Here is a 23,342-nt window from a genome sequence, read left to right on the forward strand (position 1 = left end):
CACGTATCCACGTTATGGCGCGCACACGCATCGCCCGACGGACACGGCGCTCAGCGCGTAATTGCGCACGCTTTGCGGGGCAGAATCGGTCTCTCCAGTGTCGAGATGACACAATGGAGTGCAGCAATAATGAGGAGGAAACGTGGCCAATCCGACGCTGAGCGCCGTCATGTGGGGACTCGCCCTGCTGGTGAGCGCTGTGGCCGTCCTGTCATTCGCGCGAGGCCTAACGCACATGTGGCGCACGGTCTCGGCGGGCACGCCCGACCCGGGGCGCCTGACCCCCGTGGGCAAGCGCCTCTGGGGCGTCATCTCTGCAGCCCTCACGCACCGCGAATTCAAGGGCCGCCCCTGGATCAAGGCCGCCCACTGGCTCGTCATGGTGTCCTTCCCGATCCTCTTCCTCACCCTGGTGACGGGCTACGCCCAGCTGCGCGTCCAGACCTTCACGCTGCCCCTCCTCGGCAACTTCGCGCCGTGGGAGTGGCTCACCGAGGTCTTCGCCTGGGGCGGCCTGGCAGGCATCATCGCCCTGATGGTCGTGCGCCAGCGCGCCGGGCACGGCACGGCCGCCGAGGCGGCCCTCTCGAACGACGACCCCGACGCCGCTGCTGCCGCAGCCGACCCGGAAGGCACCCCGCCCTCGTCCCTGGCCAAGCCCCACCCGCGAGACTCCTCCCCGCGCGGCCTGGCCTCCCGATTCCTGGGCTCGACCCGCTGGCAGGCGCTCTTCGTCGAGTGGGTCATCCTCATCGTGTGCGCGTGCGTCGTGGCCCTGCGCGGCCTCGAATACGCGCTGTTCAGCGCCACCCCGGGCCTCGAGGCCCACGCGAGCGCCCTGCACTTCCCCCTCACCGGCTGGCTCGGCGCGCTCTTCGCGGCCGCTGCCTCCTCCTCGGCCGCCTCGCTGGCGAACGCGATCGTGCTGGTCAGCGCCCTCAAAGTCATCACCTCCATGACCTGGCTGATGGTTGTCGGCATCCAGACGGGCATGGGCGTCGCCTGGCACCGCTTCGTCGCGATCCTCAACCTGTACACGCGTCGCAACGCGGACGGCACGAAGTCCCTGGGACCAGCCGACCACATGCTCATTGACGGCAAGCCCGTCACCAGCGAGGACGACTTCGACGACCTGCCCGAGGACACGGTCCTCGGCGTGGGCACGATCGACGACTTCTCGTGGAAGGCCCGCCTGGACCTGTACTCGTGCACCGAGTGCGGCCGCTGCCAGGAGCTGTGCCCCGCGTGGAACACGCAGAAGCCTCTCTCCCCGAAGCTGCTCATCATGGGCCTGCGCGACCACATGGAGTCCGCCTCTAACGTGCAGATCGTCGAGCAGGAGGAGGGCCACCAGAAGCTCGAGGATGGGGAGGTCCTCCTCGACAAGGGCGTGCCGGCCTCGCCGCACTCTTTCGACCTGGTGTCCGCTCTGTCCCTGTCGGGCGCGACCGGTCCCGAGGGCGTCTCCGCGGTCACCGCTCCCCTGGTCCCCGAGGTCGTCTCCGAAGAGGTCCTGTGGGACTGCACGAACTGCGGCGCCTGCGTCGAGCAGTGCCCCGTCGACATCGAGCACATCGACCACATCCTTGACCTGCGCCGCCACCAGGTCCTCATGGAGGGCGCGTTCCCCCGCGAGCTGGGCCGCGCGTTCCGCGGCATGGAATCCAAGGCGAACCCCTACAACCAGCCGGCCCGCAAGCGCATGGACTGGGCGAAGAAGCTGGACTTCGACATCCCCGTCGTCGGCGAGGACATCAAGGACGCCTCCGAGGTTGACTACCTGTTCTGGGTGGGCTGCGCGGGCGCCTACGATGACACGGCGAAGAAGACCAGCGCGGCCGTCGCCGAGCTGCTGCACACGGCGGGCGTGTCCTTCGCGGTCCTCGGATCGGGCGAGTCCTGCACGGGCGACCCGGCCCGCCGCGCCGGAAACGAGGCGCTCTTCCAGATGCTGGCCGCCCAGGCGATCGACACGCTCAAGGAAGCCAAGCCCCAGAAGATCGTCGTGTCCTGCGCCCACTGCTTCAACACGATCGCCGGCGAGTACCCGGAGCTGGGCGGCTCCTTCGACGTCGTCCACCACACGCAGCTCCTCAACCGCCTGGTGCGCGACGGCCTCCTCACGCCGGTGGCGCCCACCGCCTCACCTGCCTCCGCGGGCACGGACTCCACGGACGAGGCCGGGGCACAGTCCGCGGACAGCGCTCCCTCGGTCGGCGCGCCCCTGAAGGTCACCTACCACGACGCGTGCTTCCTGGGACGCCACAACCGCGTCTATGAGCCGCCGCGCGAGCTCGTGGGCTCCCTGCCGAACGTGGAGCTCGTCGAGATGCCGCGCAACCGCGACCGCGCGATGTGCTGCGGCGCGGGCGGCGCGCACGCCTGGTTCGAGGAGACGCGCGGGATCCGGATCGCGGACGCCCGCATCGTCGAGGCCGCCTCCACGGGCGCTGACGTCGTCGCGACAGCCTGCCCCTTCTGCTCCCAGATGCTCGGCTCCGCCTCGGGCACGTCCGCCGGCTTCGTCTCCTCCGACGCCGACCAGGGCGGCGCGAACAACGACGCCGCCACGGCCTCGTCGGGTGGGAAGCTCCCAGAGGTGCGGGACGTGGCCGTCATGCTGCTTGACTCCGTCAAGCGCGGCCAGTAACGCACGCACACAGACGAGAGGGTGGCCCCGCAGGAAAACCTGCGGGGCCACTCTTTAACGAAAGAAAATCAGTCCTCGACGCCGACGATGACGTTGGAGGCCTTGATGACAGCGACAGCCTTGGAGCCGACGGTCAGGCCAAGATCTTCGATGGCGGCGTTCGTGATCGACGAAGAGATGACCAGGCCGGGGGCGACCTCGATCTTGACGATGCCGTTCACGGCGCCCTGAGAGACCTCAACGACGGTGCCGGGGAGCTGGTTGCGTGCAGAGAGCTTCATGGCATGTCCTTTCCTTCGTGTGGATATGAAAACACATTCACCTTAGCGGGTGACACCCCCACCGTCTACAGGTGGCCTATTCCCCGTCCTCAGGGGAGATTTCCTCGAGGCCGACGAGGAAGCCGTCCTCGTCGATGACGTTGCCGCCCACCAGGGTCGCGATCATGCCGGCGGCCTTCTCCACGTCCTGGGTCGAGCGCAGGCGCTCGAGGCGAGCGGTGCGGCTCATCGCGCCAACGCCGGGCGTCGGCGCGGAGGTGGGCAGCCAGCGGACCTGGTATTCGATGATGGCTCCGGCCGTCCACGGCTCCCAGCGCAAGACGCGCGGCGGCGTGGGCACGGCGTGGACCTCGATCATCATGTCCGAGCGGTGGCCGATCGGACTCATGAGGGCGTAGCCGTCGACGACCTGCGGCTTGTCGCGCTGTGCCTCGTGCTCCTCGCGGGCCTTGGCGATCTTGGAGGCGATGTCCTTGCGCACCGGGCCCAGCTCGGCCTTCAGCTTCTCGATCTGGGCGATCTGCGCGGGGGTCAGCGGGACGGGCTTGGGGGCCTCGGGCGTGATGTCGCGCGCGTCCTTCATCTGCTCGAAACCGGCGCGCTCACGCATCGCGGAGAGCAGATCCTCGGGGTTGATCCAGCGCGGCGAGTACACCGTCAGGTTCACTGCCGAGTCGGCGTCGGGGACCATGACGTAGCCGCTGCCCGCGATGCGCAGTCCGCCCGCGAGGCGGCGGGCCATGCGGCGCAGCGCCTCGAGCACGCGGTACTCCAGGCCCGTGGGCAGGCCGTCGGGGAACGCCTTGTCCCACTCGCCCATGACGCCGTTGTTTTGCTGGCGGGCGGGCGCCTGCGGGCAGCGCAGGACCCACGCGTTGGACAGCGAGGCCGGGGTGCCCAGCGCCGCGCGCGTCGGCTGGTCGAGGGTCCACGGGCCTTCCAGCTCGGCGTCGGAGGAGAGGCGCAGGCGTCCCGGGGCGATCCATCCGGCCTCGTCCCACATGGAAATCGCGAGGGCCTCGAGCTCGGCTGGATCAACCGCGTCGGAGACGAGGAACAGGTGATGCTCGCGCGCAACGTCCAAGTCGAGGACGCCGGCGGGTTCGCTCACCTCGATGGCGGCGGCGATCGGGATGGTGGCCTCAGCGCTCGTGACTTCACCGTCGGCCGCGATCTGGAAGGCAGCGTCCGTCGAGGTCATCGTCGTCAAGCCGACGTTCGTCTGGGTGAGCGGGCTGTCCGTCACGCTCATCGGCGTCGGGTCCGCGAACGAATGGGAGGCCGAGGCCATGCGCTCTTTGAGGGAACGCCTCACCGGCGCGGCTTGAGGGGCCTCGTCCCTGTTGGTGACCTGCTCGCGCGGCGTCATACCGGGCAGTGCAACGCCCTGAATGACGCCCGTGCGCGTCTGACTGGGAGCCACCGGGGGGATGCCGGCCTCGGCCTCGTGACCGGCGCTTCGCTGCGGCGCGATCTGCACCTGAGGAACACCCATGACGGGCGTCGGTTCGGGCGGCTCCGGCGGGGGCGGTGCCTGCAGGTCAGCCGGCTCGGGAGCGGGAGGCTCCGGCAGGTCGGCGGAATCCGGTGCTGGCGGATAGCTCGCCTCGCGGGCCGCACGCTCGGCACGCTCGGCGCGCATGCGTTCAAGCCGGGAGGGCGGTGGAGGAGGAAGAGCCGACATCGGGTATCACCGTTCGATGCGGGTGCGCGTAAAGCGCTCGTGGGTGCGCGAGGGAGTCGGCCCGCGCTGGCCCTGGTAATGAGAGCCGAGGCCGCTGGAACCGTAGGGGTGCTCAGCTGGGGAGGACAGGTCGAAGAAGCACAGCTGCCCGATCTTCATGCCGGGGTAGAGCAGGATCGGCATCGTCGCCGTGTTCGACAGCTCCAGAGTCACGTGGCCCGAGAAGCCGGGGTCAATGAAGCCCGCCGTCGAGTGGGTGAGCAGGCCGAGGCGGCCCAAGGAGGACTTGCCCTCGAGGCGCGCGGCAATGTCGTTGCCGAGGGTCACCAGCTCGTAGGTGGCGCCCAGGACGAACTCGCCGGGGTGCAGCACGAAGGGCTGATCGGGGCCCACGTCGACCTGGTGGGTGAGGTCCGACTGGTCCGCCGCCGGGTCGATCACCGGGTAGCGGTGGTTATCGAAGAGTCGGAACAGGCGATCCAGGCGCACGTCGATACTGGCCGGCTGGACCAGGTCCCGGTCGAGCGGGTCGAGCTGGATACGTCCAGAATCCAGAGAGGCCTTGATGTCGCGGTCACTGAGCAGCATGACTCGATTGTCGCATACTCGGCGCCGCGACAACAGCCTCAGGGGATCACTGCAGGGGCTGGCCCTGAGCGTCGTATGCGTACGAGCCCGAGCGAGCGATGATCATGATGAACTCAATGAACGCCCAGATGGCGGCGATAGGCGCACCAATCATGGTGATCGTCAGAATCAGCTGAATGATGCCCTTGGTGGTGTAACCAAGATAGAAGTTGTGGATACCCAGGGCACCCAGGAAGAGCGCCAGGAGCAGAGCGACGATCCACTGCTTGGGGGCGGTGCCGAAGACAGGCTGACCGTAAGCAGGCTGCGCGTAAGCCTGCTGACCGTAGGCCTGCTGACCGTAGGCCTGCTGGCCTGCAGCGTAGGCGGCCTGCTCGTAGCCGGGCTGACCGTAGGCATCCGCACCGTAAGCGCCCTGCGCGTTCGCGTCGGGGCCGGGGACGCCGTAGCCCTGCTCCGGCTGGGCGTAGGGGCTGGCCGCGGGGGCGTCATACGCAGTGCCGTAGGTCGTCGAGCCGGGCGTCGCCGTGGCCTCGTCGTAGACGGGGGCCGAGGCCTGGGGGAAGGCCGGGACCTCGGGGGCGTCCTCGGGCTGGAAGGGGGTGGCCTGCGGATCGGGCGTCGTCATGGGAAAGCCTTTCGATAATAGACGTGGGGGCCGAAATGGCCGTACCGGTACAGGGTAGCGTGGGGTCGGCACTTGGCGATACCCAGTCCATCCCCGATACCCCCCTGATCAATCCCGGAGAACACCACCCGGTCGGAGAAAAGGCGCGGGGCCCGGCGCAATGCCGGGCCCCGCGCTCGAGGTTACTCACGCGCACCCACTGTGCGCATGAACACAGCTCAGACGGTAGGAACGCCGCTGGCGTCCTTCTCGTAGATCCACTTGCCCATGAAGGTCAGGACGGCCATGGCGAGCAGAGCGACCCACCACACGTAGTTGAGCAGGCCGATAAGGGTCGAGATGAAGCCGAGATCCAGGAAGCCCAGCACGGTGAACGCGATGGAGATGACGAGCTTGTAGATGCCGTACTGGGTGTAGCCGAGGAAGAACTCACCGGCGCCGAGGGCGCCGAGGAACAGGTTGAGCAGGCCGGCGACGACACGGGACTTGCCCTGCGCAGGCTGATTGAAGACGGGCTGCTGAGGAGCGGACATAGTGCCTCCTATGTGTTGATGGGAGCCCATAAGGGCATTTTTGAAAACACGGTAAGATTAGCGGAACCTTCTGATTTTGTACAATACCCATCCGTTATTATGGAGCAGATCACAGCATAGTTCCTTTCGTTCATCACGATGAAGTTTTGTTCCATAGACTGACTGAGTGTTCATCAATCCATCGGCGGAGGCCACACGAGCACTCCACTGCGACCTGCCCCATTGGTTCGCGACGCACAAGCGCGACCTACCAATGCGCGCAGCCGACGTCTCTGACTGGGGGACCCTCGTCTTTGAGATCATGAGCCAGCAGACGCCCATCGCGCGCGTCCAGCCGATCTGGCTCGAATGGATGGAACGCTGGCCCACGCCGGCGGACGTGGCGGCCGCTTCCTCCGCCGACATCATCGTTGCCTGGGCAAACCTCGGATACCCTTCCCGCGCCCTGCGTGTCAAGGCCTGCGCGGCCGCGATCGTCGAGAAGCACGACGGAGAGGTCCCCCTCTCCCTCAAAGAGCTGACGCTCCTGCCGGGCGTCGGTACCTACACCGCATCCGCGCTGCTCGCGTTCCGCCACGGAATCCGCGTGCCGGTCCTAGACACGAACGTGCGTCGCGTGCTGGTCAGATTTCTGGACGGCCGGGAGTTTCCTCCCCACACCACCCCCTCGAAAGCGGAAACGATGCGGGCCGACGCAATTTTGCCCGAAGACGGGCACCACGCGGCCGAGGTCAGTTTGTCTCTCATGGAATTCGGGGCCTTGGTCTGCACGCAGCTCAACCCTTCCTGCGACGAGTGCACGATCCACGACAACTGCGCGTGGGCCGCCGCCGGATTCCCCAAGGACGAGAAGCGTCCCACGCCCCAGCCCTACGCGGGTACCGACCGCCAGGCGCGCGGACGCATCATGAAGGCACTGCGCACCGCCCACTTCGAGGGCACCGACGGCCTCACCAAACGCAAAGTCCTCGACGCCGCCCGCATCGATGGGGGCGACCGCTACCAGCCCACCCGCGTCTATCGGGCGCTCCTGAAGGACGGCATGATCGTCTACAACGAGGACACCAAGCGGGTCTCGCTCCCCCGCTAACACTCATAGGACGAGGCCGGGGCACCCCATGCCCGCCGCGCGCGGACCCGGGAGGCACCCACGGCCTCGTCAGTGAATCAGTAGCGGATCGCGTCGATCGGCTTGATGCGCACGGCCGCGAGTGCCGGGATGATGCCGCACAGGGCGCCAATGCTCGTGGAGATGGCGACGCCGGCGATGGCGGCACCGGCGGGGAAGGCCGGGGTGTCGCTCAGGGTGATGTTGAGCGCCTCCAGGGGCAGGAATCGGACGACGACGACCGCGATGCCCACACCGATGACGCCAGCGACGAAGGTTGCGACGACCGACTCCATGAAGACGGCGAAGAAGACACGCGCCGCGGAGGCACCGACGGCGCGGCGGATGCCGATCTCGCGCACGCGCTGGCGCACGGTCACGATCGCGACGTTGAGCAGGCCCAGGGCACCCAGGAACACAATGATGCCGCCGATCACCATGATGACGTTGGAGATCGTGCCGAGCTGCTCCTCGCCAATATCCTCGTGCTCGCCACCCGAGACGGACACCCGCCAGCCCTCACCGAGGATGGAGGCCAGTGCACGCGGCAGGTTCTCACGGGCCTGGTCGGCGTTCTCGGTGCCCACCCACGCGATCATGGCCTGGGAGGTCATCTGTGGGAAGGACACGCGCGCCGCGTCGTAGTGCGCGAACACGGTCGGCATGTCGTAGGAGCTCTTCGACTTGGTGACGCCGACGACGCGCATCGCCGTGCCCTCGCTCGTGTGCAGGACGATCGGCACCTGGTCGATGGGGGCGCGCCCCAGCTGATCCCAGAGGGACTGCGAGATGACGACGGGAATCAGGCGCTGGTCGGCATCACTGCTCTCGACCCAGCGTCCCGCGAGCATGCGGGTGCGGTAGATGACCGCATAGGAGGGGTCCACGCCCTGGAACGCGACGCCGTCAACCATGTCGGCGATCTTCGTCAGGGGGTATCCGCGGAATTGTCCGCTGGAGCGGGCCTGTCGCGTTTCGACGATATCCCCGCCGCCGCTGGAAAAGCGCGACCAGTAGTGAATGTCCGTGCGCTCGGCCAGGGTCCCCATGGCCTCACCGATCGTGTCCTTCTCGTCGGGGCGCTTCGCCGTCTGCGCGGCGGTGGCCGCGGCGGGATCGGACGCCTCCTGGTAGGGCCCGCCAGTCGCCGGTCCTTCCGAGGCGTTCGAGGAGCTTTCGGGGGTTAGGCGCAGGGTAACGGAGCGACCCTCGTACAGTTCCGCCAACTCGCGCGAGGACTGCAGGAGCAGGTCACCGAGCGCGATAACGATCGTCATGGCGGCCACAGCCGCGACCACACCCACGAGGGAGAGGACGACGCGCGCCTTCTGTACTTTGACCTCGCCCCAGGCCTCGATGAGAGCGCCCAGGATCTGACTGACAGCGTTCACTGCTCACCCTCCTGCCCAGCCACAGCCTCGTCACCCGAGTGCCCGGCCTCCGCGCGTTGGGTGAGCGCGGAGGGATCCTCGACCTCGTGCAGCGTGCCGTCGTAGAGCTCGTAGGCGCGCTGCGCCCGCGCTGCCACGGCCATGTCGTGCGTGATAACGATGAGGGCAGCGTTGGACTCGCGGGCGACCTCCTCGAGGAGGGCCATGACGACGCCGCCTGTGTCCGGGTCGAGGGCACCCGTCGGCTCGTCGGCGAGGATGACGCGCGGGCGGCGCACGAGGGCGCGCGCGATCGCGATGCGCTGCTGCTCGCCGCCACTCATCTCTCCCGGGTAGGAGTCTGCGCGCTCACCCAGGCCCACGCGCTCGAGCATGTCGACGGCGATCGAACGCCGACGCAGCAGCTGCGGGCCGGGCGCGTACAGGAGGGGAACCTCGACGTTTTCGGCGGCCGTGCGCGCCGAAAAGATGTTGAACTGCTGGAACACGAAGCCGAAGTCTTCCCCGCGCATGCGCGCACGACGCCCCTCGCCCAGGCGCGTCGTATCCACGCCGTCCAGCTCGTACGTGCCCGAAGTGGGGGCGTCCAGGAGACCGATGATGTTCAGCATCGTGGACTTCCCCGTGCCCGAGCGGCCCACGATGGAGACGTGCTCCCCCTGCGCAACGTCCAGGTTGACGCCGCGTAGAATGTGCAGATCCTCCCCATCGGGCAGGGTCACCGTGCGGCTGACATCCCGCAGGCATACGAGACTCATGGCGTGCCCGCCGAGTCGCCCGATCCCCCGGCCATGCCGGAGTCCATGCCACCGTAGGGGCCGGTCTGGCCGTCCTGATTGTCCTTGTTCGAGGTCGGGGTGAACTCGAGGATCTCCTCGCCCTCCGTGAGGCCCTCCTTGACCTCGACCATCTTGCCGTCCGTGATGCCCAGGGTAACGGCACGCTTCTCGGGCTTGGTCGGGTCGGAGGTCGGCAGGTAGACGGAGCCGGACTGGTAGCGGCCCTCGACCGCGGAGATCGGCACCGCGAGGACGCTCGTCGCCGATCCCGCCGTCATTTCAAGGGTCACCTGCAGGCCGGCGAACACCGTCTGGTCGGAGGGGATCGCGCAGCGGGCCTTCAGGTCCGTCGAGGACGAGGCGCCGTTGTCGGAGCCGGCGTTCGCCTTGGGGTCCTGGGCTTTGCCGGTCGGGCTCACCAACTTGACACCCGTGCACTCGAAGGGAGCAGGCCCGTTCTTAATGGTGACGGTCGCGGTCGACGGTGCGTCCTGCAGGCGGTACATCTGGTCCGCGCTGAGGGAGGCGACCGCAGAGAAGGTCGCGGGGGCGACGGTCGCAACCGTGTCGCCAATAGCGAACTGCTGGCCGACCAGCACGCCCGTCGAGACCGTGCCATCGCCGGGGGACACGATGGTTTCGTACTTGTAGGTCGGCTCGGAGGTCTCGACGCTCACGTTGCCTTCCTCGTCGGTGACCTGGCGGGTCTCGCCGGGGAACTCCTTGCGGATCTGGACGATGGCGTCACCCTTGGCAATCTTGTCGCCGTCGTTGACGAATGTGCGCACGACGTTGCCGTCCAAGGTCGCGCGCGCCACTACCGGCTCGTCGGCCTGGATCGTCCCCGTCACGCTCACTGTATTCGTGATGTCCGCGCGGCCAACCTCGATCGTCATCTGCCCGAAGTTACCGCCCGGGTCCATCCCGTCGCTGCCCTCATCCTCTTGAACGGCGGGGAAGAAGGCGAACTTCACCAAAGCCACCGCGATGACTACCCAGGCAAGGACCTTGACAATATCGAGCACCTGGGCGGTGCGGGTCTTGTGTGCCACGTGCGTCTCCTTCGATGAACGGCGTTGCCCAATTGTAAGGTGCGCCTCATTCACGCAGCAACGCTATCCCCGTCTTTTCAGGGATTTCTCAGGGACCGTCCCGCCGGCTGGGCGTCCCACATCCTCGCCCCTACGATGGGTGATGAACCGACGAAAGGCAGCCATGATCCGCCGCGCCACCCCCGCAGACGCCGAGGCGCTCTCCACCCTCTCGCGCACCTGCTTCACGCAGACCTTCGGGCACCTCTACGATCCCGGTGACCTGGAGGCCTTCCTCGACGAGGCCTACGCTCCCGACGTCCTGCGCGGCGAACTCGCGGACCCGGAACGGGCAACATGGCTCCTCTTCGAGGACGTGGCCTGCGAGGCCGAGGCAGCGTCCGGGACGCCCTCCCCCGACGACCACCCGCGCGCGCCAGAACCGGGTGACGAGGCCCCGGCCTCGTCGACATCCCAGGCCCCAATCGGTTACGTGACCGCATGCCCCGCGCACCTGCCCCACCCCGACGTCGCACCCGACGATGGGGAAATCCAGCGCCTCTACATCCTGCAGGGCCACCAAGGTGGCGGCCGCGGGACCGCTCTGCTCACTACGGCGCTCGACTGGCTCGAGCGCGACGGACCCCGCACCCTGTGGATCGGCGTCTGGAGCGAAAACTACGGGGCGCAACGCTTCTACGCGCGCCACGGCTTCGAAATCGTCGGCGACTACTCGTTCATGGTGGGCGACCACGCCGACTACGAACTCATCACCCGCCGGTCGGCGCGGCTGCCGAGCGAGTGACCCGCCACCACATACGAAAGGCCCCGAGGCAACGCGCCTCGGGGCCTTGTCACGAGCTCATCACTCGGCAGATTCCTTCGCCTCCATCTCGGCGATCTGCTTGCGCACCTCATCCATGTCGAGGTTCTGGACCTGAGAGATCAGATCCTCGAGAGCGGACAGCGGCAGCGCACCGGACTGACGGAACACGACGATGCCGTCGCGGAAGACCATGAGGGTCGGGATCGAGGTGATCTGAGCGGCCATCGCCAGCTGCTGCTGGTCGTCCGTGTCGATCTTGCCGAACACGATGTCCGGGTACTTCTCGGAGGCCTCTTCAAAGATGGGGCCGAACTGACGGCACGGGCCGCACCAGGTCGCCCAGAAATCCACCAGGACGATTCCGCCGGCGGACACGGTCTGCTCGAAGTTCTCCTGCGTGAGGGTAACGGTAGCCATGTTTCTCCTATTATCGCCGGCTCATCCGACGGTCGTTGGGGCGGGCCCGTGGGGCCTCGCGTGAACTGTCTTATTCAACGGGCACGATGCGCCCTCTATTCCCCCGAAGCGACAGAGGAAGCGGTGACCTGGCGCACATTCTCCTCTGAAGCGCCCAAGCCTCGCAAGATGAAGGTCTCCACCAGGGCGAGCGCCGACTCCCGATGCTCTGGATTCTTGGGGAGGCGCTGGCCCTGCAGGGTTGCGTGGATCAAGTGAACCGCGCCGAGGGTATTCTGCTCGGCGATCAGCCCGCGTTCCATGGCCTCGTCAAGGATGCCAATCAGGACCTCACCCACAAGGCCCGCATGATCATGCAGATGCGAGGCACCCTGGCCGGACATCTGGCGGCGCAGGCCCATGCCGGCCTTCACGTGGTAGCGGCCAATCATCTGCAGGTGGGAGCGAATATAGATGCGCAGGCGCATGAGCGGGTCCGGCTCGGCTTCAAGGCGCTGCGTCAGGACACGCGCAAACTCGCTGGTCACCTCGCGCATGTAGGCGAGCAGAAGCACCTCTTTGTCCGCGAAGTGGTTGTAGACCGCCGTGCGTCCGACCCCCGCGCGTTCGGCGATCTGACTCATGGTGATCGACTCGAAGGACTGCTCCCCCATCAGCGACCCCAGCGCCTCAAACAGGCGCGCACGGGTCAGCTCGCGATGAGAGGCGAGGGACTCCCCAATGATCTTCGGCATGCGCTTATTCTGACATCTTGCCCCTATGTGTCGTCAAATGGGGCAGTGTTCAGACGTCAGCGAGTGGCGCGGGTGACCACGGCCTCGACAATCGGCAGGTCAGCGGCAATCCACGGAAGCGCAGCGAGGTCCGCGAGGGGCACCCACTTGGCCTCAAGGTGCGACGCGCCTGCGCGCGGCTCTTGCGAGTTCGATGCAACCTCGGCGAGCCATACGCCCATGACGCGCCCGCCCAGGATCGGCCACCACTGACCACCCTCGGGGCACACGCGTTCGCCGATCGTCAGGCGGGCGCCAAGCTCCTCGGCGATCTCGCGCGTGAGGGCGGCTGTTGGGTCCTCACCTTCCTCAATCTTGCCGCCGGGCAGCTCGAACTGGCCGCGCAGCTCCTGCGGGTAGGCGCGTGAGCAGGCGAGCAGCATCGTGGGGTCGCTCAGGGAATCAACGATCGCGGCCGCCACCACGGGACGAGGCATGGGAACTCCAATCAGTCAGGCAAGCCCAGTGTATCGGGCCTGGTAGCGTGCGGATGGGACAGAGGCTGAGTGCCGGGCGACGCCGCCACCCACACCCTCCCGACGCCGCCACCACGACTCGTCATCGCACCCTCCGCCCAGCACTCCCACACCATGCCCAAGCAACGCAGGTTGCACTGTTATCCGGCGTGACGATATGATCGACAGGTCGATTCCTTCGGGACGATGAGTTGCGGGCGTAGTTCATCGGTAGAATGGAAGCTTCCCAAGCTTCAGAGGCGGGTTCGATTCCCGTCGCCCGCTCCACCCCGCCCAGCCGCGCGCCGGGCGGTTTTGTTATGCCTGTGCTGGGGATTTGCACTACATGAGGGTCCGACACTGGCCTGGTCTGGTTTTGTGGGCCGGGTGTTTTGAGGGTTGTTGGTTGTTATTGGTGGTGTTGTGCCCATTGGTGCACGTATTGGTTGGGTGAGAGCCAGCCCAGCGCACTGTGGGGGTGTTCTTCATTGTAGCGGTGGGACCAGGCGCCGATGAGGGCGCGCGCGTGGTTGAGGTCTTCGAACATGTTGTCTTCCAGGAGTTCATCGCGCATGCGGTTGTGTAAGGACTCTACGAACCCGTTATGCCACGGCTGGCCCGGTGGGATGAATGCTTGGAGCGTGTCGTGCTCGCTGGCCCAGCGCCCCATGGCTGCGGCGATGAATTCAGGCCCGTTATCGGCGCGCAGCACCTGGGGTGCTCCATGGGTTAGGGCAGCCAGGTCAAGCATTTCGATCACGTCGGCCGCTCCCATGCGCCGCTCGACGCGGAAAGCCAGGTGCTGGCGCGTGAACTCATCGATGAGGTTACAGACCTTGAACACGCGTCCCTTCCAGTCCGAATCGAACTGGAAATCAATGGCCCACACCTGCCCAGGGGCGCTGGCCTTGACCAGGCGCTGTAGGCGCGGCGCAGTGCGGGGCTTGTGGGCTTTGCGCGGGCGCACGCGCAGCCCTTCGGCGCGCCACAAGCGCCGGAACGTATCACGCCCCACGATGATGCCCTCGCTCTTGGCCCGCGCCCAGGCGCGTTTATAGCCCCAGCGTCGATGCGTGGTGGCAAAATCGTTCATCCACTGGCGCACAGGCCCATGATCACGCAGCGTTTTCGCCCCGCCCGCCGCGCGGGTCCGGCAATACGCTGACCGCGACAGCCCGGCAACGCGGCATGCAAGACGCTGAGAAAACCCCTGACCAACCAGGTGGCTGACAGCGTCGTGCCTGCGCGCCGGGCTTAGAAGTTTCCCTCCGCCAACTCTCGCAGTGCTGCCTTCTCCAGCTCTGCTTGGCCCAGCAACTGTTTGAGGCGCGCGTTTTGCTCGCGCAACTCACGCAGTTCCTTGGCCTCACTACGATTCATTGACCCATAACGCTGGCGCCACCGGCACAACGTCGCCTCGCTGATACCCAGCACGCGGCAGGCCTGGGCCGTACTCATGCCCTCACCTCGCAATGCTTCGGCCTTCTCCAGCTTCACGACAATCTGCTCAGGCGTGTGCTTCGAGAACTTCCTCATGGTCATCCATTCTGCCCGGCCACAAGCAGCCGGGACTACTCAGAACAACCCTCTCAAAACAAACGGTCCGAAAAACCCAGACCCCTCCAACACACCGTGCGACGGCTTCGTGTTGTGCCCCCCTGCCGGCATGAAGGGCGCACGTCACCTACAAAACCTGGACGCGCCGGTTGGCGCGAAAAACTTCGCGCACAGGACGTACAAACATGGCGAGATTGAAACCAACAACACCACTGCTCGCTTCCCCGAGCTCACCAATGAAACCGCCAGCACCTTTGCAAGCCCTCAACACCCGGAAAACCAGCATTTTCCCCACACAAAGGCGTCACCGGTTTCAAGCCAGCGCTCACACAAGGTCGCAAAGGCGTCACCAGTTTCACCACAGCGAAGCGATGCACTAGATACAGAACCAATGCACCAGATAGCGCAGCAGTGCACTGGCAACTAAGCAGTGCATCGCCCGCGCATGTAGTGCAATACCCCTGAGCAACAAGCTCAACCACGGAAAAGAGACCTCCCCAATTCCGCATGCAATTCCAATAATCAAGCCTCACACTATGAAACACCCGTGAAGGAATTGCATGCGAACTTACTGGGGCGGCGGGGCCAGACCCCCAGATAGTCGCACGTAATTCGATTGCCTGAGCTTTCAACAAAGCACCGAAACATTGGAATTCCAACAACATGAATTCATAGTTTGAAACAGTCGCAGGCAAATTACGTGCGAAATCAATGAGGCCGCGCCGGGGCCTGGCCGGGCGCGGGCGCATGTTCAGGCCTGTGAGGCCCAGGCGGCGCATCGACTGGGCGACCGCCCGCACACCCACATCCACACCGCCGCGCATGAGAGCATGGCGGATGCGAGGAGCCCCATACGTGCCACCCGACACCTCGTGTTCCCAGGCCACCGCCTCATCCACACGCCTGCGCACCAGCGCACGCTCACCCCGTGTGGGACGCTCGGTATTTCCACGCGTCATAGCCTGCGCGCGTGCCCCCTCAAACCTGAGCCATCACAGCGATCGAGGAGGAAGCCTTCTGCAAGTTCAGCAGTTCAAACCGCTGGTGTTGTGGTGATGCGAAGAAGGCGCTGGCTTTCCCACAAACTCATTCTCCTTCTCCAGCTCGCGCACCCGCCAACGCACAGCAGTGATCTCAGCTTCCATCTCGCGTGGATCAGGACGGCCCTCACGCACAGCCTGGCGCCGCACGCGTTCGAGTGTGACCCACCGGCCCACCACCGACTCACCCAGTCCTCAATCCCGAGCCACAGACGCAATCTGTAGACCCCGTATCCACCACCACAGCCGGGGCATCGCGACGATACTCCGGCGTCAAACGACGACGAGTTCCCATAACAGGCACCCCACTGGCCGCAGACACACACCCGCTTCACGAAGAGTCAACAACGCCAGCCTAAGCCCAGCCCGAGGTCCTTGAAGACAGTGGGGGTACAAGTCCGCTCATCATCAAGGACCTCGACCTCAACCCCCGACCAACACCCACTCACCCACACTCAACTCAGAAGAGCCAGTTTTCTGGCTCCTCATAATTGAGGGTGTAGTTCGGGTTTGAATCCGCCGACACAACGTCGCCTCGCTGATACCCAGCACGCGGCAGGCCTGGGCCATACTCATGCCCTCACCTCCCAACGCCTCGGCCTTCTCCAGCTTCACGACAATCTACTCAGGCGTGTGCTTCGAGAACTTCCTCATGGTCATCCATTCTGCCCGGCAACAAGCAGCCGGGACTACTCAGAACAACCCTCTCACAACAAACGGACCAAAAAACCCAGACCCCTCCACCGAGATGGGCGTGTACTTCATGCCCTCTTCCAGGACAGCGATTTTGTTGCCGTTCCTCGCCCCACCGAAAGTCTGGGTCCATGATTCGCGTACTCTGGCTGGGTCACTGATGACACCTGGGGGCTCCAAGACGCCTCCGGGTGCTGCACCGTTGGCGAAGAAGCTGCCCCCGTAGTCTTCGCAGGCTTGGGCCATGCTGATCGCGTTTGTCGCCATCGCAATCGGTGAGTACCCGACCAGTCCGTCGAAGCCGAGGCCTGGGATGTGCAGGACCTCAGACGATGACAGGACCACTCGCTCGTATTGGGCGTTGGGTGGTTCGTCTGTGGTGCGCTGATACTCGCAATACAGCCGGCCCGCGCTGTCGCGCCCCACGGCCATGCGGTTTGGCATGAGCGGATACAAGCCAATGACCTCGCCGCGCCCGTTGCGGATGACCTGGGCGTAGGCGTTGCCCCACAGCAGCAGGTAGGTCATGAGCGTTTCCCGGAACACGAAGCTCGTCATCTCCGGGTTGGGTTCGTCGTGCAGGAGCCGGTAGAGCGGATGGTCGGGAGCTTTCTCTTTTCCACCATCTGCGCGCACCCGGTACACGTGCAACGGCAGGCCCCCGATCGCCTCGGCCAGAATCCGCACACACGAGTACACCGCGGTCATCTGCATAGCGGAGCGCTCGGTCACCGCACGGCCGCTACTCGCGGGCCCGATAAGGAAGCTGTAGGATGAGCCCAGGGTCTGGTCGGTGGCCTTGTGCGTAGCATTGTTTCGTATCCATGTATTCAGGCCCATAGGGTGCTCCTCGGAGAAATAAGCAGCAGTTAGCGAGGTACGACATGTCAGGCAGCACTGAATTCGAGGAAGTTCGTGTTGAAATCGAACGAGACGGAAAGCCTGTTGTCGTTGCCTTCCAAGGGCGCCGCTTGAGTCGCGTCGCATACGTGCGTGACGGTCGAGAAACCGTCTACCGTGCCTACGCCACCCCGAAAGACAAGATCGCGGTCACCAAGCGCTCCGCGGTGGCGTGGCAGGCAAGCGCTCACCTGAACGAAGAAACCTGGGCCGACATCGCGAACGGCAATGAGTGGTGGCAGCCCACCTACGCACTCTTCGTCGCTGACACGTGGGAAGAACTCCGCACGCAGCTCGATGCCGAGATCGTAGCCAAGCTACAGGGCAAAGCCGAGCCCGTCCCAGTCGAACACCTCGACCTCTAGCCCGCTTACAGCACCAACATGCCGCGCGAGTCGTAGACGGATTCGTTGTGTTGTCCGCCGTTTCGGTTAGCTCGGTCGAGGGCCATGATGGTGGCGACGACTCCGTCGATTGTCTCGGTGGATTTGGCTCTATCGGGTTTGATGTTTCCGGCAGGGCCCAGCAGCGGTGGCGGCAGGACCAGGCCAGGCTTCGAGACGGCGCACCGGGCCACACGCCAGCACGCCAGGTGCCGCCGGTGTGGAGGGCGCCGGAGGGACCTGCCGCAGTGCCGGTGGGCGGCGGCGGGGCCTGGCCGGACAACGAGCCGACGCGCCGAGCGAAGCTCGCAGCGCGGACGGCTCGCGGGCGGGCCGCCGCCCACCGGCACACACAGCGGCCGGCTCTCCGGCACCCGGAACAGCAGCGACGCAACACGCAACGCAAACGCGCGGCAGCCCGCCGGGCCGCCGCGCGTTCACGCAACTGTACACGCACTCAGCGCAGTCGCGCAGCCACCACCTCGGCGACCTGGACCGCATTCAGGGCAGCGCCCTTGCGCAGGTTGTCACCGGAGACAACCAGGACGAGGCCACGGTTGCCGTCGACGGCCTGGTCATGACGGATGCGGCCGACGAGGACCTCGTCGCGGCCGGCCGCCTCGAGCGGGGTCGGGACGTCGACGACGCGCACGCCGGGGGCCTGCGCCAGCAGAGCACGCGCCTGGTCGGGCGTGATGTCGCCGGCGAACTCCGCGTGGATGGTGAGGGTGTGGCCGGTGTAGACGGGGACGCGCACGCAGGTGCCGGACACGGCGAGGTCCGGGGCGTGCAGGATGCGGCGCGACTCGTTGCGCAGCTTCTGCTCCTCGTCGGTTTCCTCGGAGCCGTCGTCGACGATGGAGCCAGCGAGCGGCACGACGTCGAAGGCGATGGGCGCGACGTACACGCCGGGCTCGGGCAGGGTGACAGCGCGGCCGTCGAGGGCCAGGCCCGCGAGGTCCTGCTTGACGCCGGCCTCGATCTGGCTGGTCAGCTCGGCGACGCCGGCGCGGCCCGAGCCGGAGACGGCCTGGTAGGAGGACACGAAGAGGCGCTTGATGCCGCCGGCCGCCTCGACGAGGGGCTTGAGGACGGGCATCGCGGCCATGGTGGTGCAGTTGGGGTTCGCGATGATGCCCTTGGGGCGGTTGTCGACGTCGTCGGGGTTGACCTCGGACACGACGAGCGGAACCTCGGGGTCCTTGCGCCACGCGGAGGAGTTGTCGACGACGACCGCGCCGGCGGCCGCGAACTTGGGGGCGTACTCGCGCGAGGCGGTGGCGCCCGCGGAGAACACGGCAATGTCGATGCCGGAGTAGTCGGCCGTCGCGACGTCCTCGACGACGATGTCCTGGCCCGTGAAGGTCAGGGTCTGGCCCGCGGAGCGCGCGGACGAGAAGAATCGAATCGTCTCGACCGGGAAACCCCGCTCCTCCAGCAGGGTGCGCATGACTCGGCCGACCTGGCCGGTAGCGCCGACGACGGCGACATTGAATCCACTCATGGTGTTCTCCTTGTGTTGGTGCGCGCGCCCATACGACGGGGCGAACGCTGGGTGAAATCTATGGGGACGAGGCCGGGGCGCACTCTCGGGAGCGCCGGAACGGTGCGGATGAGCAGAACCCGGCCCTGGCCTCGTCGATGAACGATCAGCGGCCGGTGCCGCCGTAGACGACGGCCTCGGTTTCGGAGGCGTCGAGGCCGAAGGCGGTATGGACGGCCTGGACGGCGCGATCGAGGTCGTCGAGGCGGGTGACGACGGAGATGCGGATCTCGGAGGTGGAGATCAGGTCGATGTTGATGCCCGCGTCGGACAGGGCGCTGAAGAGGCGCGCGGACACGCCGGGGTTGGTGCGCATGCCGACGCCGACGAGGCTGAGCTTGCCGATGTTGGGGTTGTAGCGCAGCTCGTTGAAGCCGATCTCGTCGCGGTGGGCTTCGAGAGCGTCGAGGGCCTTCTGCGCGTCACCTTCGGGCAGGGTGAAGGTGATGTTGGCCTTCGTGGGGTCGGAGATCGGCAGGTTCTGGACGATCATGTCGATGTTAGCGCCGACCTCGGCGACGACGGCGAAGACGCGGGCGGCGACGCCGGGGCTATTCGGCACGTCGGTGACGGTGATCTTGTCCTGGGAGCGGTCGTGAGCGATACCGGAGATGACGGGCTTTTCCATGGCGTTTTCCTCGGGAGACTTCAGGGCTGCGTCGGGCACGAGGCCCTTGAGTTCAGGGTTTGCGGGGGAGTCGGAGATCCAGGTGCCGTTCTTCTCGGAGAACGAGGAGCGCACGTGCAGGGGGACCCCGTAGCGGCGCGCGAATTCGACGGCGCGCAGGTGGAGGATCTTGGCGCCGTGCGCGGCCATTTCCAGGGTTTCTTCCTGGGTGAGGGTGCGCAGGCGGTGGGCCTTGGGGACGATGCGCGGGTCGGCGGAGAAGAGGCCGTCGACGTCCGTGTAGATTTCGCACACGTCGGCGTGGAGGGCCGCGGCGAGGGCGACGGCGGTCGTGTCGGAACCTCCGCGGCCCAGCGTCGTCACGTCGTCGTCTTTGGAGATGCCCTGGAAGCCGGCGACGATGGCGACCTGGCCGTCCTTGATGGCGCGGGCGACGCGCTCGGGGACCATGCCGACGATCTGTGCGGCACCGAAATGGCTGTCCGTTTTGATGCCGGCCTGCGCGCCGGTGTAGGCGCGGGCTTCGACGCCGAGTTCGTTGACAGCCATCGCGAGGAGGGCCATCGAGATGCGCTCGCCGGCCGACAGGAGGATGTCCATTTCGCGCTCGGGCGGGGCGTCCGTGAGGGCTGCGGCCGAGTCGAGCAGGTCGTCGGTCGTGTCACCCATCGCCGATACGACGACAACGACGCGGTGTCCCGCGTTGTGTGTGTCCACGATGCGCTGGGCGACGCGCTTCATGGCTTCGGTATCAGCGACGGAAGAACCGCCGTACTTTTGCACGATCAGTGCCACTAGAGCCTCATTTCTATCTGTACGTGCCGATTCGCACGCCTTCGGGTGGCGCACACCACCACAACAATCCTACGGCCCGCCAGGCATCGCGCCTCGAAAGACCGGCATGTGGGCGCAGGTGACATGGGACGCGCCGGGGCGACCCAGGCCACACGTACCTTTTATGCCCGGAATTGCAACGATCCTGATCAGCGTACGGACCCGCCGTCCGCGCAGGCGCGCTCAGGCGGCGGGCAATGTCACGTCGATGACGGTCCCCTTCTCGGAGTCGACCAGCCGCACGGACCCGCCCATCGCGCGGGCGAGCGACTCGACGATCGACATTCCCAGGCCCGAGGAGCCGTGACCGTCGCGCGTACGCGAGGAGTCGCCGCGCACGAAACGGTCGAAGACGCGGTCGCGGATCTCGGCCGGGATGCCGGGACCGTCGTCCGCGACGCGCAGGGTCACCATCGACGAGGCCGGGGCACCCTTCGCGGGTTCCGCCCCCTGGGGTACGCGGGTCAGCGAGACGGTCACGCATGTGCCAGCGGGCGTGTGCACGCGAGCGTTCGCGAGGAGGTTCGTGAGGATCTGGCGCAGTGCAGCCTCGTCGCCGAGGACTTGCACGTCGACTGCCTCGCCGAGCGCCCACGCATGGTCGGGAGCGACCACGTGGGCATCTGACAGAGCGTCCAGTATCAGCGGGATAACGTCGACATTCTCCCGTTTGAGAGCGCGGTCTCCGTCCAGGCGGGCCAGCGTCAGCATCTCCTCCACGAGGGACGCCATCCGCGCCCCCTCCGAGGAGATGCGCTCGAGCGCCTGGGTCCGTGAGGCCTCGTCAATGTCGCGGCGCGCGAGCTGCGCGTAGCCCTGCACGGAGGCCAGCGGCGTGCGCAACTCGTGCGAGGCGTCGGCGACGAACTGGCGCAGCTTCGCCTCGCTGCGGGCGCGACGTTCCATGCCGTCTTCGACCGCGTCGATCATCGAGTTCAGGGCCCCCGCAACGTCCGCGACCTCGACGGGGCCGGAGGTGGCCTCCTCGCCGACGCGGGTCAGCTCCTCGGCATCGTCAGCCAGGTCGCGGCTCGCGATATCCGCGGCCGCCGCGCGCACGACACCGAGGGGACGCAGCTCGCGGCGCACCCACGCGCGACCAGCGAAACCCGCCGCGATAGCGACGACGAGGGACAGGCCCACCTCAACCGCAACAAGCATGAAGATGACGTCGTCGACGCTGTCCATCTGCACGCCCACGAGAACAGTCTTGCCATCGACGACCTGGGAGGTCGCTCGGAACGTGCCCAGCCCCTTCAGGCGCACGGTGTGCGGGGCGCCATCCGTCGGCACATCGGCAAGGATCGCCAGCGCACGCTCATCCAGGTACTTCACCGAGAAGTTGGAGATGACCGCGCCGGCTGCCTCCCCATCCTCGCTCACATACTGGAGTGTGCCCTCGGAAATGCCAGACCCGCCGAAGCCGGGTCCCGTGGGCCCACCGGGAATGACCGGCCCGCCAGGACGTGGCCCACGGCCGCCAGACTGGGACATCGTTCGTGTGCCGTCGTCGCCGTCAGCGCTCGCGTCCGCGTCGCCCCCCTCCACTTTCGGGTCCGGCGCATCATCAACATCCAGATGCTCTCCCGCGCGCTGGGCAAGGCGATGCAACTCGGAGTCCATGTTCCCGAGCATCCAGGAGCGCATCACCAGGGTGGACGCGGCCACCATGACAATGAGCGCGAGAGCCACGCACACGGCCAACGCTCGCGACAGGCGCCCGGCGAGGGACCGACGCCGCGTCACTGGGGCTCCCGCATGATGTAACCGGCGCCGCGCACCGTGCGAATGAGGGCCGGGCGATCCGCGTCGATCTTCTTACGCAGGTAGGAGATGTACAGCTCAACGACGTTGACCTGGCCGCCGAAGTCGTAGCTCCACACGGCGTCCAGAATCTTCTGCTTGGACAGCACGATTCCAGCGTTTTCCATGAGATACCGGAGCAATTCGAACTCAGTGTTCGTTAACGTGATTTCTTCCCCGCCACGGCGAACATCGTGAGAATCCACATCGAGAGTCAGATCGGCGACCTGCAGCACCGTCGACGCCGCCTGCTGGGTGCGCCCCGCCCGGCGCAGCAGCCCCTCCACGCGGGCCGCCACTTCGTCTAGGTCGAAGGGCTTCGTCACGTAGTCATCCGCGCCCGCGCGCAATCCCTGCACGCGATCCGCGACCGCATCGCGGGCGGTGAGGAAAAGGACCGGCAGCTCCGGGTCGCGAGCGCGCAGGCGCTCCAGCGTCTCCAGACCATCCATGCGCGGCATCTGCACGTCGAGGATCACGACGTCCGGGTGGAAGCTCGTCGCCTTCGCTAGGGCGTCCAGGCCGTCCTTCGCCGTTGCCGTCTCCCAGCCCTCGTGGCGCAAGGCCTGCGACAGCAGGTCCGCCAGCATCGCCTCGTCGTCAACAACCAGTACTCGGGGCGCGTCTGACCTCGCCTGGGTCGCCATCATGGCCTCCTCACGTGTCGGAGCGTTACCCTCCGATTGTGTCACACGTGCGTCACCGACAGGGGGACGCGCGGCCCCCAGCGCGACAAACTCTGCGGGTCGCGGGCAGGACGGGTGCCGCGGCGCCTGGGGTGCCCGCTCGAACACAACGCGAGGCCGTACCCGCCCGC

The 23,342-nt window shown here is 66.4% G+C and carries 23 protein-coding genes, 1 tRNA gene and 2 pseudogenes; 6 read left to right on the forward strand and 20 right to left on the reverse strand.

The annotated features are described in order from the left end of the window. Positions 1-142: 142 nt before the first annotated feature. Entirely contained in the window at positions 143-2,650 is a 2,508-nt protein-coding gene (locus ACTODO_RS02385; protein WP_034511859.1) for a (Fe-S)-binding protein, read from the forward strand. A 68-nt stretch (positions 2,651-2,718) separates the two neighbouring features. Here ACTODO_RS02385 and ACTODO_RS02390 read toward each other — a convergent pair whose 3' ends face one another. The 5 genes from ACTODO_RS02390 to ACTODO_RS02410 form a co-directional block, all read right to left on the reverse strand. Next, positions 2,719-2,931, reverse strand: coding sequence for a TOBE domain-containing protein (locus ACTODO_RS02390; protein WP_003791000.1), 213 nt, complete (start codon positions 2,929-2,931; stop codon positions 2,719-2,721). Positions 2,932-3,007: 76 nt separating this feature from the next. Then, positions 3,008-4,573: a hypothetical protein gene (locus tag ACTODO_RS02395; protein ID WP_003791002.1), complete on the reverse strand. Its 1,566-nt coding sequence runs from the start codon at positions 4,571-4,573 to the stop codon at positions 3,008-3,010. A 48-nt stretch (positions 4,574-4,621) separates the two neighbouring features. After that, positions 4,622-5,203, reverse strand: a complete 582-nt coding sequence (gene dcd, locus ACTODO_RS02400; protein ID WP_003791007.1) for a dCTP deaminase — start codon at positions 5,201-5,203, stop codon at positions 4,622-4,624. 46 nt (positions 5,204-5,249) lie between these two features. Next, the gene (locus ACTODO_RS02405; protein ID WP_003791008.1) at positions 5,250-5,831 is read right to left on the reverse strand and encodes a TM2 domain-containing protein; all 582 of its coding nucleotides are present in this window, start codon (positions 5,829-5,831) and stop codon (positions 5,250-5,252) included. 218 nt (positions 5,832-6,049) lie between these two features. Further along, positions 6,050-6,364 (reverse strand): NINE protein, encoded by a 315-nt coding sequence (locus tag ACTODO_RS02410; RefSeq protein WP_003791011.1) that lies wholly within the window; start codon positions 6,362-6,364, stop codon positions 6,050-6,052. 253 nt (positions 6,365-6,617) lie between these two features. Here ACTODO_RS02410 and ACTODO_RS02415 point away from each other — a divergent pair, with 253 nt between their 5' ends. After that, positions 6,618-7,454: an HhH-GPD family protein gene (locus tag ACTODO_RS02415; protein WP_003791014.1), complete on the forward strand. Its 837-nt coding sequence runs from the start codon at positions 6,618-6,620 to the stop codon at positions 7,452-7,454. A 77-nt stretch (positions 7,455-7,531) separates the two neighbouring features. On the opposite strand, the gene ACTODO_RS02420 is transcribed toward ACTODO_RS02415, so the two are convergent. From ACTODO_RS02420 to ACTODO_RS02430, 3 genes are read right to left on the reverse strand one after another with little or no spacing between them, the layout of a single operon-like run. Further along, positions 7,532-8,863 carry an ABC transporter permease gene (locus ACTODO_RS02420; RefSeq protein ID WP_003791016.1) on the reverse strand — a complete coding sequence of 444 codons (1,332 nt, stop codon included), beginning with the start codon at positions 8,861-8,863 and terminating at the stop codon, positions 7,532-7,534. Further along, on the reverse strand, positions 8,860-9,621 hold the full coding sequence (locus tag ACTODO_RS02425) for an ABC transporter ATP-binding protein (RefSeq protein WP_003791017.1): 762 nt from the start codon (positions 9,619-9,621) through the stop codon (positions 8,860-8,862). The genes ACTODO_RS02420 and ACTODO_RS02425 overlap by 4 nt, the downstream gene beginning before the upstream one ends. After that, the gene (locus tag ACTODO_RS02430; RefSeq protein WP_003791019.1) at positions 9,618-10,694 is read right to left on the reverse strand and encodes an efflux RND transporter periplasmic adaptor subunit; all 1,077 of its coding nucleotides are present in this window, start codon (positions 10,692-10,694) and stop codon (positions 9,618-9,620) included. Before ACTODO_RS02430 ends, ACTODO_RS02425 begins: the two co-directional genes overlap by 4 nt. A 163-nt stretch (positions 10,695-10,857) precedes the next feature. On the opposite strand from ACTODO_RS02430, the gene ACTODO_RS02435 reads away from it, so the two are divergent. Then, positions 10,858-11,478: a GNAT family N-acetyltransferase gene (locus tag ACTODO_RS02435; RefSeq protein WP_003791021.1), complete on the forward strand. Its 621-nt coding sequence runs from the start codon at positions 10,858-10,860 to the stop codon at positions 11,476-11,478. A gap of 60 nt (positions 11,479-11,538) precedes the next feature. Here ACTODO_RS02435 and trxA read toward each other — a convergent pair whose 3' ends face one another. From trxA to ACTODO_RS02450, 3 genes are all read right to left on the reverse strand, one after another. Next, the gene (gene trxA, locus ACTODO_RS02440) at positions 11,539-11,916 is read right to left on the reverse strand and encodes a thioredoxin (protein ID WP_003791022.1); all 378 of its coding nucleotides are present in this window, start codon (positions 11,914-11,916) and stop codon (positions 11,539-11,541) included. A 95-nt stretch (positions 11,917-12,011) separates the two neighbouring features. Then, positions 12,012-12,650 carry a TetR/AcrR family transcriptional regulator gene (locus ACTODO_RS02445; RefSeq protein WP_003791023.1) on the reverse strand — a complete coding sequence of 213 codons (639 nt, stop codon included), beginning with the start codon at positions 12,648-12,650 and terminating at the stop codon, positions 12,012-12,014. A gap of 56 nt (positions 12,651-12,706) precedes the next feature. Next, complete coding sequence (locus ACTODO_RS02450; RefSeq protein ID WP_003791025.1) at positions 12,707-13,126, reverse strand: (deoxy)nucleoside triphosphate pyrophosphohydrolase; 420 nt, start codon at positions 13,124-13,126, stop codon at positions 12,707-12,709. Positions 13,127-13,358: 232 nt separating this feature from the next. Between ACTODO_RS02450 and ACTODO_RS02455 the strand changes: the two genes are divergently transcribed. Further along, a tRNA-Gly gene (locus tag ACTODO_RS02455) sits at positions 13,359-13,432 on the forward strand. Between the two features lie 121 nt (positions 13,433-13,553). Here the strand turns inward: ACTODO_RS02455 and ACTODO_RS10720 are convergent. Next, entirely contained in the window at positions 13,554-14,366 is an 813-nt protein-coding gene (locus ACTODO_RS10720; protein ID WP_131332746.1) for an IS3 family transposase, read from the reverse strand. 32 nt (positions 14,367-14,398) lie between these two features. Continuing rightward, positions 14,399-14,680 carry a transposase gene (locus ACTODO_RS02465; protein WP_016460308.1) on the reverse strand — a complete coding sequence of 94 codons (282 nt, stop codon included), beginning with the start codon at positions 14,678-14,680 and terminating at the stop codon, positions 14,399-14,401. A 130-nt stretch (positions 14,681-14,810) separates the two neighbouring features. Between ACTODO_RS02465 and ACTODO_RS10960 the strand changes: the two genes are divergently transcribed. Then, entirely contained in the window at positions 14,811-15,128 is a 318-nt protein-coding gene (locus tag ACTODO_RS10960) for a hypothetical protein (RefSeq protein WP_244262498.1), read from the forward strand. A gap of 328 nt (positions 15,129-15,456) precedes the next feature. On the opposite strand, the pseudogene ACTODO_RS11090 reads toward ACTODO_RS10960, so the two are convergent. Both ACTODO_RS11090 and ACTODO_RS02475 read right to left on the reverse strand, forming a co-directional pair. Beyond that, positions 15,457-15,660, reverse strand: a pseudogene (locus ACTODO_RS11090) (helix-turn-helix domain-containing protein); the annotation flags it as partial. Between the two features lie 774 nt (positions 15,661-16,434). Further along, positions 16,435-17,274, reverse strand: a complete 840-nt coding sequence (locus ACTODO_RS02475) for a phage portal protein (RefSeq protein WP_003791029.1) — start codon at positions 17,272-17,274, stop codon at positions 16,435-16,437. Positions 17,275-17,318: 44 nt separating this feature from the next. Between ACTODO_RS02475 and ACTODO_RS02480 the strand changes: the two genes are divergently transcribed. Next, positions 17,319-17,699 carry an EXLDI protein gene (locus tag ACTODO_RS02480; protein WP_003791031.1) on the forward strand — a complete coding sequence of 127 codons (381 nt, stop codon included), beginning with the start codon at positions 17,319-17,321 and terminating at the stop codon, positions 17,697-17,699. Positions 17,700-17,704: 5 nt separating this feature from the next. On the opposite strand, the pseudogene ACTODO_RS11075 reads toward ACTODO_RS02480, so the two are convergent. From ACTODO_RS11075 to ACTODO_RS02500, 5 genes and pseudogenes are all read right to left on the reverse strand, one after another. Then, positions 17,705-17,854: pseudogene (locus tag ACTODO_RS11075) on the reverse strand (terminase); the annotation flags it as partial. Between the two features lie 320 nt (positions 17,855-18,174). After that, a complete protein-coding gene (locus ACTODO_RS02485) occupies positions 18,175-19,221 on the reverse strand; it encodes an aspartate-semialdehyde dehydrogenase (protein ID WP_003791036.1) in 1,047 nt (348 codons plus the stop codon). Between the two features lie 145 nt (positions 19,222-19,366). Next, on the reverse strand, positions 19,367-20,683 hold the full coding sequence (locus tag ACTODO_RS02490) for an aspartate kinase (RefSeq protein WP_003791039.1): 1,317 nt from the start codon (positions 20,681-20,683) through the stop codon (positions 19,367-19,369). Between the two features lie 222 nt (positions 20,684-20,905). Further along, positions 20,906-22,468, reverse strand: a complete 1,563-nt coding sequence (locus ACTODO_RS02495; RefSeq protein WP_034511866.1) for a sensor histidine kinase — start codon at positions 22,466-22,468, stop codon at positions 20,906-20,908. Further along, positions 22,465-23,175, reverse strand: coding sequence for a response regulator transcription factor (locus ACTODO_RS02500; RefSeq protein WP_003791043.1), 711 nt, complete (start codon positions 23,173-23,175; stop codon positions 22,465-22,467). Before ACTODO_RS02500 ends, ACTODO_RS02495 begins: the two co-directional genes overlap by 4 nt. Between the last annotated feature and the right edge of the window lie 167 nt (positions 23,176-23,342).

Origin of the sequence: Schaalia dentiphila ATCC 17982 (assembly GCF_000154225.1) — a bacterium.
Taxonomy (GTDB): Bacteria; Actinomycetota; Actinomycetes; order Actinomycetales; family Actinomycetaceae; genus Pauljensenia; species Pauljensenia dentiphila.

Bases quoted from the DNA above. Each gene is read 5' to 3' on its own strand.
- ACTODO_RS02390 (WP_003791000.1), bottom strand. From the start codon at position 2,931: ATGAAGCTCTCTGCACGCAACCAGCTCCCCGGCACCGTCGTTGAGGTC.
- ACTODO_RS02395 (WP_003791002.1), bottom strand. From the start codon at position 4,573: ATGCGCGCCGAGCGTGCCGAGCGTGCGGCCCGCGAGGCGAGCTATCCG.
- dcd (WP_003791007.1), bottom strand. From the start codon at position 5,203: ATGCTGCTCAGTGACCGCGACATCAAGGCCTCTCTGGATTCTGGACGT.
- ACTODO_RS02405 (WP_003791008.1), bottom strand. From the start codon at position 5,831: ATGACGACGCCCGATCCGCAGGCCACCCCCTTCCAGCCCGAGGACGCC.
- ACTODO_RS02410 (WP_003791011.1), bottom strand. From the start codon at position 6,364: ATGTCCGCTCCTCAGCAGCCCGTCTTCAATCAGCCTGCGCAGGGCAAG.
- ACTODO_RS02415 (WP_003791014.1), top strand. From the start codon at position 6,618: ATGCGCGCAGCCGACGTCTCTGACTGGGGGACCCTCGTCTTTGAGATC.
- ACTODO_RS02425 (WP_003791017.1), bottom strand. From the start codon at position 9,621: ATGAGTCTCGTATGCCTGCGGGATGTCAGCCGCACGGTGACCCTGCCC.
- ACTODO_RS02435 (WP_003791021.1), top strand. From the start codon at position 10,858: ATGATCCGCCGCGCCACCCCCGCAGACGCCGAGGCGCTCTCCACCCTC.
- trxA (WP_003791022.1), bottom strand. From the start codon at position 11,916: ATGGCTACCGTTACCCTCACGCAGGAGAACTTCGAGCAGACCGTGTCC.
- ACTODO_RS02445 (WP_003791023.1), bottom strand. From the start codon at position 12,650: ATGCCGAAGATCATTGGGGAGTCCCTCGCCTCTCATCGCGAGCTGACC.
- ACTODO_RS02450 (WP_003791025.1), bottom strand. From the start codon at position 13,126: ATGCCTCGTCCCGTGGTGGCGGCCGCGATCGTTGATTCCCTGAGCGAC.
- ACTODO_RS02465 (WP_016460308.1), bottom strand. From the start codon at position 14,680: ATGAGGAAGTTCTCGAAGCACACGCCTGAGCAGATTGTCGTGAAGCTG.
- ACTODO_RS10960 (WP_244262498.1), top strand. From the start codon at position 14,811: ATGAAGGGCGCACGTCACCTACAAAACCTGGACGCGCCGGTTGGCGCG.
- ACTODO_RS02475 (WP_003791029.1), bottom strand. From the start codon at position 17,274: ATGGGCCTGAATACATGGATACGAAACAATGCTACGCACAAGGCCACC.
- ACTODO_RS02480 (WP_003791031.1), top strand. From the start codon at position 17,319: ATGTCAGGCAGCACTGAATTCGAGGAAGTTCGTGTTGAAATCGAACGA.
- ACTODO_RS02485 (WP_003791036.1), bottom strand. From the start codon at position 19,221: ATGAGTGGATTCAATGTCGCCGTCGTCGGCGCTACCGGCCAGGTCGGC.
- ACTODO_RS02500 (WP_003791043.1), bottom strand. From the start codon at position 23,175: ATGATGGCGACCCAGGCGAGGTCAGACGCGCCCCGAGTACTGGTTGTT.